The sequence below is a fragment of the Sulfitobacter sp. L-8 genome, from assembly GCF_056859255.1.
The window spans coordinates 287,090-300,985 of record NZ_JBSXOD010000053.1 but is presented as its reverse complement, the minus strand read 5'-3'; the positions used below and the strand labels follow the sequence as shown (position 1 = coordinate 300,985).

The 13,896-nt window shown below is 56.4% G+C and carries 15 protein-coding genes; 5 read left to right on the top strand and 10 right to left on the bottom strand.

The window, feature by feature from the left end; translation table 11 throughout:
* Window positions 1-22: 22 nt before the first annotated feature.
* The 7 genes from AC13DE_RS14770 to AC13DE_RS14740 all read right to left on the bottom strand — a co-directional run bounded on the left by AC13DE_RS14770 (window position 23) and on the right by AC13DE_RS14740 (window position 7,367).
* Window positions 23-1,243, bottom strand: a complete 1,221-nt coding sequence (locus AC13DE_RS14770) for an aminotransferase-like domain-containing protein (protein WP_483048257.1) — start codon at window positions 1,241-1,243, stop codon at window positions 23-25.
* Between the two features lie 153 nt (window positions 1,244-1,396).
* Window positions 1,397-1,867, bottom strand: a complete 471-nt coding sequence (locus AC13DE_RS14765; protein WP_446313761.1) for an Hsp20 family protein — start codon at window positions 1,865-1,867, stop codon at window positions 1,397-1,399.
* 164 nt (window positions 1,868-2,031) lie between these two features.
* Window positions 2,032-2,820 carry a trypsin-like serine peptidase gene (locus AC13DE_RS14760; RefSeq protein ID WP_446313780.1) on the bottom strand — a complete coding sequence of 263 codons (789 nt, stop codon included), beginning with the start codon at window positions 2,818-2,820 and terminating at the stop codon, window positions 2,032-2,034.
* Window positions 2,821-2,931: 111 nt separating this feature from the next.
* A complete protein-coding gene (gene glcF / locus AC13DE_RS14755) occupies window positions 2,932-4,332 on the bottom strand; it encodes a glycolate oxidase subunit GlcF (protein WP_483048256.1) in 1,401 nt (466 codons plus the stop codon).
* A 45-nt stretch (window positions 4,333-4,377) separates the two neighbouring features.
* Window positions 4,378-4,608: a hypothetical protein gene (locus AC13DE_RS14750; RefSeq protein WP_446313763.1), complete on the bottom strand. Its 231-nt coding sequence runs from the start codon at window positions 4,606-4,608 to the stop codon at window positions 4,378-4,380.
* A 131-nt stretch (window positions 4,609-4,739) separates the two neighbouring features.
* Complete coding sequence (locus AC13DE_RS14745) at window positions 4,740-5,858, bottom strand: FAD-binding protein (RefSeq protein ID WP_483048439.1); 1,119 nt, start codon at window positions 5,856-5,858, stop codon at window positions 4,740-4,742.
* Between the two features lie 60 nt (window positions 5,859-5,918).
* Window positions 5,919-7,367, bottom strand: a complete 1,449-nt coding sequence (locus AC13DE_RS14740; protein ID WP_446295546.1) for an FAD-linked oxidase C-terminal domain-containing protein — start codon at window positions 7,365-7,367, stop codon at window positions 5,919-5,921.
* Between the two features lie 81 nt (window positions 7,368-7,448).
* Here AC13DE_RS14740 and AC13DE_RS14735 point away from each other — a divergent pair, with 81 nt between their 5' ends.
* Together AC13DE_RS14735 and AC13DE_RS14730 are read left to right on the top strand one after the other, a co-directional pair.
* Window positions 7,449-8,150 carry a DUF599 domain-containing protein gene (locus tag AC13DE_RS14735; RefSeq protein ID WP_483048255.1) on the top strand — a complete coding sequence of 234 codons (702 nt, stop codon included), beginning with the start codon at window positions 7,449-7,451 and terminating at the stop codon, window positions 8,148-8,150.
* Window positions 8,151-8,183: 33 nt separating this feature from the next.
* Window positions 8,184-8,543, top strand: a complete 360-nt coding sequence (locus AC13DE_RS14730) for a hypothetical protein (RefSeq protein WP_446295544.1) — start codon at window positions 8,184-8,186, stop codon at window positions 8,541-8,543.
* Between the two features lie 5 nt (window positions 8,544-8,548).
* On the opposite strand, the gene rlmH is transcribed toward AC13DE_RS14730, so the two are convergent.
* From rlmH to AC13DE_RS14715, 3 genes are all read right to left on the bottom strand, one after another.
* Complete coding sequence (gene rlmH / locus AC13DE_RS14725; RefSeq protein ID WP_446295543.1) at window positions 8,549-9,019, bottom strand: 23S rRNA (pseudouridine(1915)-N(3))-methyltransferase RlmH; 471 nt, start codon at window positions 9,017-9,019, stop codon at window positions 8,549-8,551.
* Window positions 9,020-9,028: 9 nt separating this feature from the next.
* The gene (gene rsfS / locus AC13DE_RS14720; RefSeq protein ID WP_446295541.1) at window positions 9,029-9,397 is read right to left on the bottom strand and encodes a ribosome silencing factor; all 369 of its coding nucleotides are present in this window, start codon (window positions 9,395-9,397) and stop codon (window positions 9,029-9,031) included.
* Between the two features lie 610 nt (window positions 9,398-10,007).
* On the bottom strand, window positions 10,008-11,348 hold the full coding sequence (locus AC13DE_RS14715; RefSeq protein ID WP_483048254.1) for a mechanosensitive ion channel family protein: 1,341 nt from the start codon (window positions 11,346-11,348) through the stop codon (window positions 10,008-10,010).
* A 162-nt stretch (window positions 11,349-11,510) separates the two neighbouring features.
* On the opposite strand from AC13DE_RS14715, the gene AC13DE_RS14710 reads away from it, so the two are divergent.
* The 3 genes from AC13DE_RS14710 (at window position 11,511) to leuD (ending at window position 13,822) form a co-directional block, all read left to right on the top strand.
* On the top strand, window positions 11,511-11,609 hold the full coding sequence (locus tag AC13DE_RS14710) for an isopropylmalate isomerase (RefSeq protein WP_446295538.1): 99 nt from the start codon (window positions 11,511-11,513) through the stop codon (window positions 11,607-11,609).
* A gap of 70 nt (window positions 11,610-11,679) precedes the next feature.
* Window positions 11,680-13,098 carry a 3-isopropylmalate dehydratase large subunit gene (gene leuC / locus AC13DE_RS14705; RefSeq protein ID WP_446295537.1) on the top strand — a complete coding sequence of 473 codons (1,419 nt, stop codon included), beginning with the start codon at window positions 11,680-11,682 and terminating at the stop codon, window positions 13,096-13,098.
* 118 nt (window positions 13,099-13,216) lie between these two features.
* Window positions 13,217-13,822: a 3-isopropylmalate dehydratase small subunit gene (leuD, locus tag AC13DE_RS14700; protein WP_446295536.1), complete on the top strand. Its 606-nt coding sequence runs from the start codon at window positions 13,217-13,219 to the stop codon at window positions 13,820-13,822.
* The last annotated feature ends 74 nt before the right edge of the window (window positions 13,823-13,896 follow it).

Below are 13,896 nucleotides of genomic sequence, written 5' to 3'. Positions count from 1 at the left end.
GCCCGCGCACGTTCAACCGGCTTCAACGGGCGATCGCCGCCTTGACCAGTTTACCCAACCGCGCGACCCCGGTCCGTATCTTGTCTTCCGTTGACGTTGAATAGCTCAGCCGAACAGTGTTGCGCCCGGAGCCATCCGCAAAAAATGCATGCCCGGGAACAAATGCAACCCTTTCGGTTTCCAGTGACCGCTTAAGAAGCTCTGCCCCATCAAGACCGTCGGGCAATGTGACCCAGATGAACATACCTCCTTCGGGTTTGGTCCAACTGACACCTTTCGGCATATGTTCTTCCAGCGCTTTCAACATTGCATCGCGACGGGCGCGATAGGCGTTTCGGATGGTCGCGATGTGGCTGTCGAAATGCGTCTCGGCGACTTTGCAAATTGCGATCTGGTTTAAGGAAGCGCTGTGCAAATCTGCCGCTTGTTTCATCAGTACCAACTGGGCAATCACCGGCTGTGCCGCACAGACCCAACCAACGCGCAGCCCCGGCGACAGTGTCTTGGAAAAACTGCCGCAATAGATTGTACGGCATGCCTCCAGATCACCATTCTTGCGCGCGGCCTCGATAGCCAGGATCGGAGGGATCGCTTCACCGTCGAAGCGCAACGACTGATACGCGGCATCTTCGATTATGGCGATGTCCATTTCATCTGCCAAATCGATTACCCGTTCACGGGCGGCATGGCTGACCGTGGCACCGGTCGGGTTGGCGAAGTCGACCGACAGATATGCGAACTTGGCTTTGCCCCCGGCATGTTCCGCATCCGCGGCATAATCTGCACCGCTGCGATTGCTTAGTGGGTCCAACTTGTCATACCGCGGTTCATAGGCATTGAATGCGCCCAAGGCACCAAGATAAGTGGGCCACCCGATCAGGGCCGTGTCCCCCGGCGATAGGAAAAGCTTGCCCAGATAATCGAGTGCCTGCTGAGACCCGGATGTAATCAGGATATTGTCGGAGGTTGCGGGAATACCCAATGTCTGCATGTGCGTGGCGATCCACTGCCTGAGCGGCGCATGGCCTTCGCTTGGTGAATATTGCAGGCCTTGGGTCGCCAACGGGCCGGTCAAGCTATCGACGAATGCCTCTTGAAAAGCCGTCGTCGGAAAGAGGTCGGGGTCGGGAATACCCCCCGCGAACGAAATAATATCGGGTTGATCGAGCAGTTTAAGCAATTCGCGAATTTCGGATGCTTTCATGCGCGTTGCGCGGGTCGCAAATATTTCCTGAAGTGACATCCGGCATTCCTCTCCCTTGGATTCGAGGCACTGTGACGCCGGCGCATTTTTATGTCAACAAGAGTGACCTAGTAGGGAGAAGTCAAAAGCCCGGCGCGCGTGCACCGGGCTTGGTTTAGTATCTTATCAACCTGTTCAATTGACCGCGCTGGTTCAGTTCACTGCGCTGGCGTCGATCACGTCCTTTTCGATCGCCGAAACGTTGCTGGCAATCTGAATTTGACGCGGCTTCAGTGCTTCGGGCACTTGGCGTTCAAGTTCGATATGCAGCATGCCGTCTGCATGGGCGGCACCTGTTACCTGCACATGATCGGCCAAATGGAACCGGCGCTCGAACGCACGGGTGGCAATGCCGCGATACAGATAGGTTTTATCCGCATCTTCATCCGCCTTGCGCGCCGAAACGATCAGGGATTTCTCACGAACCTCGACGCTCAGGTCAGCTTCGCCAAAGCCGGCAACCGCGATCGTAATCCGATACGAATCGTCATTCAGCTTTTCAATGTTATAAGGGGGATAGCTCGGTTGGGCCACGTCATTGGCCAGAACCCGATCCATCAGATTGGCGATCTGATCGAAGCCGATGGTCGAACGGTGCAACGGTGCAAAATCAAAACTACGCATGTTATTCATCCTCATTTGAGCGATTACTCTGACAAGCCTTCCACTTCGGACAGGCTCTGGTTACTTCGCCGGAACCCTCATCAGGCATTCCGACTGCACTCATGTGGGGATGGAAAATGCAGTTTCAAGACCCTTATTTGCAGAGTTGAAACCTACGCGACACGTTATGGTTTGACGAATTTCGCGCCTATGCTGCGTCTACGATCCTGCGCGCTCAAGCGTCGGCTGGCGGGGCCGGGCTGTTGGAAGACGCCCTTGCCAGCGACCAGTTCGGCCTGCAACAACGCCAGCGGAGCCCCCAAAGCGGTACCCAAAGATACCTCTTTGTTTTCAACATGGGCTTTTGCAGATACTACCGAAACGATCTGGGGCGACCCGTTTTCAAAGGTAAAGATCGGAGCACCACTGGCACCGAAATCCACCGAACATGACGTTACCAATACACCTTCCTGGCGGGCGATTACGCTACAAACTTCTTGCAACGAGGGTGCTTCGGACCGGTTTTTGGCATAGCTGACGACCCCCAATCGGTCGCCCCTGCGGGGCCTCGGGGCAGTTTCAAACGGTTTGATCGTGGTGTTCTGGATCGGCTGGTCAAGTTCAAGCAGAGCCAGATCGTTGCGCACCCGTTCAGACGACACCACCCCGTCGTAGACATAGTCAGGGTGTACAACCGCACGGCGCACCATGCGATATGCCCCCGCGCGACCATTGCGCCATCCGGCAAGGAACTGAACCTCGCCGTGGTCGATACGTTGCTTTGTCTTGCGATCAAACAGACAATGCGCGGCGGTCAGCACCAGCCTTGGTGCGATCAATGCGCCGGTGCAAAATCCCTTGCCGCCGATGTCCAGCCGCCCGACGGCCTCCCATTCACCGGCATCAATGCCCGTATCCAAACGCCGCAAACGCGCATCCTGGGCAAGTCCAGCCGTCGCCACGGTTAGGCACATGATAAAAAGGGCAACCGAACGGCGCACGAATAACCTTCCTTTCGCAATGGGATAATCTAAAGCAGCTCTCCTTTAATACCGTCGAGATAAGGCGAAAATGCGGCGAAAACCCTATCGCAAGCGAGGAATCTGCAAATTGGTGCCTTTTTCTTGTGAAAGCGCTGGTGGCTTTGGCCCCCCTGACGCCCAGTCCAGCAATTCGACGGTATGAACCACTGGCACACCGGCGGCAGAACCGATCTGCATCATGCATCCGATATTGCCTGCGGCGATGACGTCGGGGTTCTTGGCCATCAACGTCTTGACCTTGCGATCCTTCAGTTGCTTGGAAATGTCTGGCTGCATCAGATTATACGTGCCCGCCGACCCGCAGCACAAATGAGAATCAGCCGGTTCGACCACTGTAAAACCCGCTTTCCTCAAAAGGTCTTTGGGATAGGTCTTGATCTGCTGACCATGCTGAAGCGAACACGCGGCATGATAGGCGACTGTCATACCCACATGGGCGGGGTCCGGGCGATGCACCGCATCTGTACCCGCGATGTCGCCTTTTGCGGGGTTTGCGGGGTTTGCAGCCTCTGCGCCGCCATCGCGCACTGTCAGATCATGCAGAAGCTCGGTCACATCACGGGCAATCGCCGACACTCGCGCTGCATCGGCGGCGAGCGGATCATTTCGAAACATATGACCATAGTCTTTGACGGTGGTGCCGCAACCAGAGGTGTTGATCACGATAGCGTCCAGCCCCTGACCGTCCATTTCGGCGGCCCACGCCTTGATGTTTTTCGCGGCCGTGGCGTGGCTTTCGCTGGTCTTTCCCATATGATGGGTCAACGCCCCGCAGCACCCCGCACCTTCGGCTACGACAACCTCGCATCCTAGCCGCGTCAGTACCCGGATCGTGGCGTCGTTGATATCAGTGTTTAGTGCTTTTTGCGCACAGCCGGTCATCAGCGCCACCCGCTTTTTGGGGCGGCCAAGCGGCGCGAACGTCTGGGGGTCGTCATTGCGGCTGACCGGAGGGATGGTTTTCGGGGCCATCGCGATCATCGCACGCAGCCGCGCATCGGGGATCAGCGGTGCAAAGGGACGCCCGATCTTTGCCGCCAACAACGCAACGCGAAAGCGCATGGGGTAAGGTAGAATTCGCGCCAGTACCCAACGAAGCGCCCGGTCTCCTAATGGTCGCTTATACCGTTTTTCGATGTAGTCGCGCGCGTGGTCAACCAGATGCATGTAATGCACGCCCGAAGGACAGGTCGTCATACAGGCCAAACATGACAGGCAGCGGTCGATATGCTTGACCGTCTTGGCGTCTGGGTCACGGTCATTTTCCAGCATGTCCTTGATCAGATAGATGCGCCCGCGCGGGCTGTCCAACTCATCGCCCAGAACCTGATACGTGGGGCAGGTCGCCGTACAGAATCCGCAGTGTACACAGGCGCGCAAGATTTCGTTGCTGCGCGCCGTGTCTGGGTTTTTCAGCTGCTCGGGGGTGAATGTAGTCTGCATGAGTACTCCGACTTTTACGGGCGATGGCCCTAAACATCTGATGAATTAAGCGGCAAGGTAGAGAGCAAGAGCCAACCCGAACCAGGGGAGCGTCGTGGCAGCCGCCCCTAATATCCCGGTAGCGCGGCGCATCTTGGTGCCAGGGTTTGCATGACGGATCGCCTGCACGGCAAAGGCGATGACGCTGATCCACCCCAACCAGATAAAAAACAACCCCGCGACAGTGATGGCAAGATCGTCACCCCATCGCCCCGCAAAGCCGTACCGCAAAATCATCGCTATACTTGCACTGATCAACGCAAGAAGCGCCAATCCTCGTGCTGTTCGTGGCGAGGGCGGGCTTCTTGTCAGCCACCGAAAGGTGAGTGGCCCCCCGATAAAGACAGCTATAAATAGCAGCCAAAGTTTCACGCCGCGTGTTCCATCAAACCGGCATTGAACAGGCCCTTGGGGTCAAATTTAGCGCGGAGCGCACTGGTCAAACGGGCGACCCCGGCATTTTCGGGGTGAAACACGCCAAGCCGGGCCTTGGTTTCACTATCTGCCCTCACCAAGGTCGCATGACCTGCAAAGGCACCAAGCTTTTGCCGCAGATCATGCCCTGCCGCACACCGCAGCCATATCAAGCCGCCAGCCCAATCATAAAGCCATGCCTCTGCCTGAGATCGCGCGGCAAGTGACGGGCCGTCAGACGGCTTGCAAGACACACGCCATACATCGCCTTTTGCAGCCGCAAATGCAGCGACATCGCGGGTTGCGGTCCAAGCTTCGGCTGTTTGGTGTTCATCGGATACTGTGATTTCTGCCCCCATGTTGCCCAGCAGATCGCGCAGACGCCCCAAGCGATACAACACCGAGGTTTCAAAACCCTCAATGCGCAACATTGTCTTCTTACAGGCGCGGTCGTGCGCGGCCCCGGTCACTTCGAACGGGCTGCCCAGTGCTGCGGCCATGGCGCGCACCGCAGCCGCATCATCCAACCCGTGCAGAACCAAGGCCGCCTGCGTTTCGGGGCGTGGCAGAACCTTCATCGAAACTTCGCTGAGTACGCCGAGCGACCCGTAAGATCCGGCCATCACCTTGACCAAGTCATAGCCGGTCACATTCTTCATTACCCGGCCGCCGTTCTTGATCACGACGCCCTGCCCATCAACGAACCGCACGCCAAGCAGGAAGTCGCGCGCAGCCCCCACAGATATGCGTCGCGGGCCGCTGACATTTGCGGCCATTACGCCGCCGATCGTGGGCGATCCGGTGGTACCGAGCAATCCGCGATGGTCCATCGGCTCAAACGCAAGGCGTTGATTTTCCTGTGCCAACGCTGCTTCTATATCAGCCACGGGCGTTCCCGCCTGCGCCACCAAGGTCAGGGCACCGGGTTCGTACAACGTAATGCCGCTAAGGCCGGCCACCGACAAGACGGTTCCCGCCTTGGGCACGCCACGGGTACCGCCGCCCTGCACGGCAAGTGGCGTCCCTGCGCCCTTGATCGCGTCTACCAATGCATCTTCTGAAGTGATGTCCATCATGCCGGAACTCCTAAATTTTGAACGGGGCGACACGCCCCTGACACGGCAAGCGGCCGCTTATTCTGCGGCCAGCATCACAGTGCGGCGGGTTTCAGAGGCGTCGAGAGGAAACACCTTGGCAGGGTTCAGAAGCCACGCAGGGTCAAAGATGTCCTTGATCGACATTTGTGCGTCAAGATCTTCGCGGGCGTATTGCACATGCATCAGATCGCGTTTTTCAATACCGACGCCGTGCTCGCCGGTTAGGCACCCACCCACCTCGACACACAGCTTCAGTACTTCAGCGCCGAATTCTTCGCATAACTCAAGATCACCGGGTTTGTTTGCATCGAACAGGATCAGCGGATGCATGTTCCCGTCGCCGGCATGAAACACATTGCCCACCTTCAACCCGTAATGATCGCTCATCTCGCCAATCCGTTTCAGGACATGCGGTAAAGCGGACACGGGAATGGTGCCATCCAGACACATGTAATCGTTAATCTGCCCCATCGCCCCAAAGGCTGATTTGCGACCCAACCAGATCTTGGCGCTTTCCTCGGCCGATTTTGACTGACGCAGTTCCACTGGGTTATGCTGTTTTGCGATGTCGGAAATCAAACCCAGTTGATGATCTATTTCCGCGTCCGATCCTTCGACTTCCACAATCAAAAGCGCTTCGCACATCGGATACCCAGCCTTGGCGAAGGCTTCGGTCGCCTCGATGCAAGGGCGATCCATGAATTCAATCGCGACAGGCAGGACGCCCGCCTTGATGATGTCCGAAACACAGGCCCCTGCGACTTCGTTATCGTCGAAACCGATCAGGACCGGTCTCGCCCCCTCGGGCTTGTGCAAAATACGCAAGGTCGCTTCGGTCACGACGCCAAGCTGACCTTCGGACCCGCAGATCAGGCCCAACAGATCAAGCCCGCCTGCATCAAGATAGGGCCCGCCAACCTCGACGACTTCGCCGTCCATCAGAACCATCGTGACGCCCATCAAGTTGTTGGTCGTCACCCCGTATTTGAGGCAATGTGCGCCGCCCGAGTTCATCGCGATATTACCGGCGATGGCACAGGCAAGCTGGCTGGACGGGTCCGGGGCATAGAAAAAACCGTGTTCTTCGACGGCACCGGTCACGCTCAGGTTGGTACGCCCGGTCTGCACCCTGATGAACCGGTTTTCGTAATCGGTCTCAATCACTTCATTCATCCGCGCTACGCCCAGAATCACGCAGTCTGCTGTCGGTAGCGCACCCCCTGCAAGCGAGGTTCCTGACCCACGGGGTACCACGGGCACCCCTTCTTCGTGGCAAATACGCAATACATCCGAGACCTGCTGTGTCGTGTATGGCAAGACTGCAACCATGGGCGGGCACTTGTAGGCAGTAAGCGCGTCGCATTCGTAAGCACGGGTTTCCTGCTCGTCCGAAATAACGGCATCGGCAGGCAACACTTGCTGCAAACGCTGTACCACGCGCGCCTTGCGCGCAATGATTGATGGGTTGGGAACTGGCATTTCCATGGAGGACCTCCGATTTGGTAAAATATTATGACCAATTTATACCATTGGCAATACTGAACCCTGCGGCGTATGCAGCTTAACATGACTTGGATGGATCGCATCACCCTGTTTCAGCCGCTGGACTATGCGGCCCTCGCCGGCGTTTTCATCGCGTGGCTGGGTCTGGGGTGGCTCATTGAAAACGCCAGCGCATCGAAACCTTCGGTTTCTCAGCTTATGGCGCAATACAGACGCGAGTGGATGGTGCAGATGATCACCCGCCAGCCCCGTATCTTTGATTCTCAGATGATCAGCACATTGCGCCAAAGCACGGCATTCTTCGCATCGACCAGCATGATCGCGCTAGGCGGCGCGCTTGCACTCATCGGCAATTCGGAACGTCTGTCGACGGTCGTCGAAGATCTGGCGCTTACCAACGTGCCGTCAGTGGTGTGGGAATTTAAAATGCTCTTGCCGCTATTCTTCCTCACCAACGGATTTCTGAAATTTGTTTGGTCGAACCGCCTGTTCGGATATTGCTCGGTATTGATGGCAGCGGTTCCAAATGATGTTGAAGACCCTCGGGCACCGATACTGGCCAAGAAGGCAGCCGAAATTAACATCACCGCTGCACGAAGTTTCAACCGGGGCTTGCGATCGCTTTATTTTGCCTTGGCCAGCTTGGCATGGATCATCGGGCCAATTCCCCTTGCCGTCGCGGCGGTGATTACGGTGACAATCGTGTGGCGAAGAGAGTTCACTTCGCTTTCCCGACGCATCCTATTGGAAAGCGATCCAAGCTAGACTATATGTTCCTCATGAAACTTTGGTATTTAGATGTATAAGCTCGGTTTTTCCAGCTTGGTTTTTGTTGCACTCGCACCGGTGGCATTCGCGGATCCCGCTGTTATCGAGAGCGTGCATGCCTCGCAACGAGGCGGGCTGTGGACGTTCGACGTTACCATCAGCCACGCTGATACCGGCTGGAGTCACTTTTCCGATGCTTGGCGCATCCTAGATAAAGATGGCAACCAGCTGGCAATTCGCGAATTGATTCACCCTCACGTGGATGAACAGCCGCTCACCAGGTCTTTGTCAGGCATTGAACTTCCCGATGGTATCACTTCCGTTGACATCCAGACGCGCGATACCCAGTCAGGGTGGCATTCCAACAAGAAAACCGTTCAACTGAGATAGCGGTTTTATTCCCTATGATAGGGACCACCCGCCAGAATTGACGCCGCACGGTATAGCTGTTCGGCAAGCATGACCCTGACCAGCATGTGCGGCCAGACCATTTTTCCGAACGACAAAGCGTGGTCTGCTTGCTTGCGCAGCGCCGGTTCGATCCCGTCCGCTCCGCCGATCACAAATGCCAGATCGCTGCGCCCCTGATCGCGCCACACGCCCAACCGGCTGGCGAAATCCGGTGATGTTTCGACCCGGCCTCTTTCATCCAGCACGCAAAGCAGCGCCCCCTCTGGAACAGCTCGGCGTAACAGCACCGCTTCCGCGCTCATTCCGCCGTTTTTCTTATCTTCTACTTCGATGATCCGCGCAGGGCCTAAACCCAATGCGCGGCCAGTGCGGTCAAATCGCACCAGGTAGTCGTCGATAAGGTCTTTTTCGGGACCGGTGCGCAAGCGACCCATGGCACAGATGTGAACCCGCATAGTTCTTGGTTAATGCGGCATCACTGCTGGGGATTCGGTAGAAATCCACATTTTTTCCAGCTGATAGAATTCCCGCACTTCCGGTCTGAAGACGTGCACGATGACATCGCCGGTGTCGATCAGAACCCAATCGCCGGTATCTTTACCTTCGACCTTGGGCGAACGACCATAGTCGTCCTTTACCATTTGCGCCAACTTTTCAGCGATAGCTGAGACTTGACGCGTAGACCGGCCAGAGCACACGACCATATAATCGCCGATCGCCGTTTTACCGCGCAGATCAATCTGCACGACATCTTCGGCTTTATCATCGTCGAGCTGGGACAAAATTGAAGCCAGCAATGCATCGCTTGTGGCCATATCGTTATCAGCAGCCATTATTGGTGCCTGCTGGTTCGCAGTGGGAGCTGCGCGTGAAAGCATTGACAGGACATTGTCCTCCTTTAGTCGCGCCGACAGTCCCCCGGCGCTGGGGATGCCCTAGAATAGGCACGCTGAGGTAAAACTTCAATGACAAGCGAACACACAAGCACTTACCAGCCGGCGTCTGTCACAATATGGCGTTCATCACTGCCAAGCGCTTTCCATGCGCGACACATGGTACCTGCCAGCCCGCCCTCGTCCAGCGTGTGTGACGACTGATAGCAAGAGCTAATCCGTTTCATATAAAGGGGTTTATCGATCTGCCACCGATTTTACGCCAAAGATTTGTCGCCAGAAATGGGTATCAACGCGACACGAACCCGCGTCGCCCGGCGCTGGTCCTGATAGATGATGTCACTGTTGTTAGTTTCAGGAGGTGCCGCAAGACAAGGGGCATTTTTCGATCAAGGCGCGGTTTACGAGAATCGGTTTTAACAAGACACCCAGCCCCCAGTGGTGCAAAAGGTACACCCACGTTGCCCCCCCCGGCTACCGCGTGTATTACCCCGCCGTATCAAAAATGTCTCACATTCTCAGATGAAACGACGACGCGCGCTCGGGAAACTCAGTCATCCTGTGGGCGCGACCGGGACACTGTAAGCTTGCTGGTATCCAACATCGTCACTTCGCGTTGTGGGAACGGGATCGAGATGCCATTGCTCTTGAACGCATCCCAAAGGGCCAAGTATACGTTTCCTCGAATGTTGGTCAGGCCCTCGGTCGGGTCCTTGATCCAGAACCGTAGAATATAATCCACGCTGCTATCCCCGAAACCAACGATATGGCATACAGGTGCCTTGAAGCTTAGCACCCGCTCTACGCCCTTGGCTGCGTCGATCGCCAGTTTTCTTACTATGTGGGGGTCGTCATTATAGGCGGTGCCAAAATAGATATCGAGCCGGACAAAATCATTGGAATGCGACCAGTTCACCACTTGGCCGGTGATAAGGTCTTCGTTTGGAATAAGATATTCCTTGCCGTCGCGCGTCACAACCGAGGCATAGCGGGCACCCAAGGTTTGTATCCAGCCGAACGTATCGCCCAAGCTGATCACATCCCCCGGCTTTATGGACTTATCGATCAGAATGATGATGCCGGACACAAGGTTCGACACCACCTTTTGAAGACCGAAACCAAGCCCTACGCCGATGGCACCGGACAACACGGCAAGCCCGGTCAAATCGACGCCTACGGCCTTTACGCCCATGAAGAAAGCCACGCCGTAAAGCGTAAGTTGAACGCCCTTTACAGCGAGCACCTGCATAGAGGGGCTGATATCTTCATTCTTGCGGATCGTCGCCGCGCTGGCTTGGCTGACGATACGTGCCACGGAAAAGAATATGCCGATAACAACCAACGCGGTTATCACTGTTAAGAGCGAAAGCCGGAAATCCCCGATCGACAGCGCCACGGCATCAAGAAACCTTGACACGTCATCGACAACATTCAGGAAATACAGCGTTGCATATATCCATAATCCCCATGTCACCAAGCGGCGCATGGGCCGATTTCGGACCAGTCTGGCCGCAAACGCAATGCCGACCCAGACGGTCACCAGCGTAGCAAAGATACCGATCAAATACGATCGAGACGGCCACGTGATGTTTTGCATCACCAAGTAAATCATCCAGGCCATCGAGGCGAACCAAATCAGCCCCAAACGCCGCTTGAACTGAACAATCGCGCGCAACTGCCACTTTGACCAACCTTCGCGCGTACGCACCCAAGCTTGCAACCAGTTTCCCGAAGCGTGATGCAACGCCCATGACGCCAGTGCGAGCCCTATGATGATGAACATCTGGTATTGCCGCCAGCCAGGTTGCATCAGGCTTTCAGCAAGTCTTAGCCCGCCTGCAATCAGGGCTTGGACGCTTTCCAGGAAAGTCGCAAAGGGATCTGGCTTCATCAAGTTACTTTCGCAAACAGACGGGAATTACCGTTTGGTGATCGTGAAATAATCCATGCCATAGAGCAAGCAGCGATACGCCCAGGGGTTCGCAGGTCTGTTGCGCGCCAGCCCACGTCAGAATCCTTGATTGCAGCGCTGAAAAGGGCTAGTCACGCAATTATGACACACCTTTCGGAAAACCTGTTCAATATCTGTGATCGCGCCCGTCTGCGCGAACGCTTTTTCGGTGCCACCCGGACAGTGCTGGCGCGGCTATAACGCCTGAACGCGCTTTGGCGCATATTTCCTACTATTTTCACAAGCTATCCAACCTACGGGAGAGGACCACATGTCCCCCAAAACGCTCTATGATAAAATCTGGGACGCCCATGTCGCACACGAAGCTGACGATGGCACCTGCCTGCTGTATATTGATCGCCATCTGGTTCACGAAGTGACCAGCCCGCAGGCGTTCGAAGGCCTGCGCATGACAGGCCGCACCGTGCGCCGCCCGGATCAGACTATCGCCGTGCCCGATCACAACGTGCCGACCACGCTGGACCGCGCCAATGCCGCCACGATGACCGAAGACAGCCGCGTTCAGGTTGCCGCCCTTGATACCAACGCCAAGGAATTCGGTCTGCACTACTACCCCGTGTCCGACGTGCGTCAGGGTATCGTTCATATCGTCGGGCCGGAACAGGGCTGGACCTTGCCCGGCATGACCGTCGTGTGCGGCGACAGCCACACCGCGACGCACGGAGCGTTCGGGTCTTTGGCTCACGGGATCGGCACGTCCGAGGTTGAACATGTCCTGGCCACGCAGACGCTGATCCAGAAGAAATCCAAGAACATGAAGGTCGAGATCACCGGCAAGCTGCCAAAGGGTGTGACCGCGAAAGACATCACAATGACCGTCATCGGCGAAACCGGCACTGCCGGCGGTACGGGTTACGTGATCGAATATTGCGGCGAGGCCATTCGCGACCTGTCGATGGAAGGTCGCATGACCGTGTGCAATATGGCAATCGAGGGTGGCGCGCGCGCCGGCTTGATTGCGCCGGACGAAAAGACATTCGCATACTGCATGGGTCGCCCGCACGCGCCGAAAGGGGCGCAGTGGGAAGCGGCGCTTGCGTGGTGGAAAACGTTATATTCTGACGATGACGCACATTGGGACAAGGTCATCACGATCAAGGCCGAAGACATCGCACCTGCTGTCACATGGGGCACGTCGCCCGAAGACGTATTGCCAATCACTGCGAAAGTACCTGCTGCTACCGACTTTAAGGGTGGCAAGGTTGATGCGGCAAAACGGTCCATCGAATACATGGGCCTGACCGAAGGCATGGCGCTGACCGACATCGAGATTGACACCGTCTTTATCGGGTCCTGCACAAACGGTCGCATCGAAGACCTGCGCGCTGCGGCCGAGATTCTGAAGGGTAAAAAGGTCAAGGAAGGCATGCGCGCCATGATCGTGCCCGGCTCTGGCCTTGTGCGTGCACAGGCCGAAGAAGAGGGCCTTGCCGACATCTTTAAAGACGCAGGTTTTGAATGGCGCCTTGCGGGGTGCTCGATGTGTCTGGCGATGAATCCTGACCAACTCGCACCCGGCGAACGCTGTGCGGCGACATCGAACCGCAACTTCGAAGGCCGCCAAGGCCGCGGCGGGCGTACCCACTTGATGAGCCCGGCAATGGCCGCCGCCGCCGCGATCACCGGAAAATTGACGGATGTACGCGCGATGATGAGCGACCCTGCCTGATATGTTCACGCTGTTTTACAAAACAGTCCGCCCATCGGGCCGAGACCACAGTGCGGTTTTGGCCCCGCCACCCTGCCCCGGCAGTTGGTGTGCGCGGCATCCACAAAGGAAATCGAGAATGAACAAGTTCACCACTTTAAGCGGCATTGCCGCCCCGCTGCCGTTGATCAACATCGACACCGATATGATCATTCCCAAGCAGTTTCTAAAAACCATCAAGCGGTCCGGCCTTGGCGTGAACCTCTTTGATGAAATGCGCTATGACGACGACCGCAACGAAATCCCCGAATTCGTGCTGAACAAGCCGCAGTACCGGGATGCACAGATACTTGTTGCCGGCGACAATTTCGGCTGTGGTTCATCGCGGGAACACGCCCCTTGGGCCATCGCTGATTTCGGCATCACCTGTGTGATCGCGCCCAGCTTTGCGGACATCTTTTATAACAACTGCTTCAAAAACGGCATTCTGCCGATCGCCCTGCCGCAAGAGCAGGTCGACGTGTTGATGAAGGACGCCGAAAAAGGGTCGAACGCCCGGATTGAGATCGATCTTGAGGCCCAAACCATCACCAGTTCGGACGGCGATGTCTTCAGCTTTGAGTTGGACAGCTTCAAGAAGCACTGTTTGATGAATGGTTTGGACGACATTGGCCTTACCCTCGAGAAAGGCGCTTCGATCGACAGTTTCGAGGCTTCGGCGTCGCAAGCGCGGCCTTGGGTATAACCGCGCAATATCAAATTATTTTATAGACCCCGATGGATTTGTGGGCTTAAGCTTCAAGCCCACAACTCTAGGTA

Excerpts from the sequence above, each read along its gene's own strand:
- AC13DE_RS14770 (WP_483048257.1), bottom strand. The coding sequence starts at position 1,243 with ATGTCACTTCAGGAAATATTTGCGACCCGCGCAACGCGCATGAAAGCA.
- AC13DE_RS14765 (WP_446313761.1), bottom strand. The coding sequence starts at position 1,867 with ATGCGTAGTTTTGATTTTGCACCGTTGCACCGTTCGACCATCGGCTTC.
- AC13DE_RS14760 (WP_446313780.1), bottom strand. The coding sequence starts at position 2,820 with ATGTGCCTAACCGTGGCGACGGCTGGACTTGCCCAGGATGCGCGTTTG.
- glcF (WP_483048256.1), bottom strand. The coding sequence starts at position 4,332 with ATGCAGACTACATTCACCCCCGAGCAGCTGAAAAACCCAGACACGGCG.
- AC13DE_RS14750 (WP_446313763.1), bottom strand. The coding sequence starts at position 4,608 with ATGATTTTGCGGTACGGCTTTGCGGGGCGATGGGGTGACGATCTTGCC.
- AC13DE_RS14745 (WP_483048439.1), bottom strand. The coding sequence starts at position 5,858 with ATGGACATCACTTCAGAAGATGCATTGGTAGACGCGATCAAGGGCGCA.
- AC13DE_RS14740 (WP_446295546.1), bottom strand. The coding sequence starts at position 7,367 with ATGGAAATGCCAGTTCCCAACCCATCAATCATTGCGCGCAAGGCGCGC.
- AC13DE_RS14735 (WP_483048255.1), top strand. The coding sequence starts at position 7,449 with ATGACTTGGATGGATCGCATCACCCTGTTTCAGCCGCTGGACTATGCG.
- AC13DE_RS14730 (WP_446295544.1), top strand. The coding sequence starts at position 8,184 with ATGTATAAGCTCGGTTTTTCCAGCTTGGTTTTTGTTGCACTCGCACCG.
- rlmH (WP_446295543.1), bottom strand. The coding sequence starts at position 9,019 with ATGCGGGTTCACATCTGTGCCATGGGTCGCTTGCGCACCGGTCCCGAA.
- rsfS (WP_446295541.1), bottom strand. The coding sequence starts at position 9,397 with ATGGCTGCTGATAACGATATGGCCACAAGCGATGCATTGCTGGCTTCA.
- AC13DE_RS14715 (WP_483048254.1), bottom strand. The coding sequence starts at position 11,348 with ATGAAGCCAGATCCCTTTGCGACTTTCCTGGAAAGCGTCCAAGCCCTG.
- AC13DE_RS14710 (WP_446295538.1), top strand. The coding sequence starts at position 11,511 with ATGACACACCTTTCGGAAAACCTGTTCAATATCTGTGATCGCGCCCGT.
- leuC (WP_446295537.1), top strand. The coding sequence starts at position 11,680 with ATGTCCCCCAAAACGCTCTATGATAAAATCTGGGACGCCCATGTCGCA.
- leuD (WP_446295536.1), top strand. The coding sequence starts at position 13,217 with ATGAACAAGTTCACCACTTTAAGCGGCATTGCCGCCCCGCTGCCGTTG.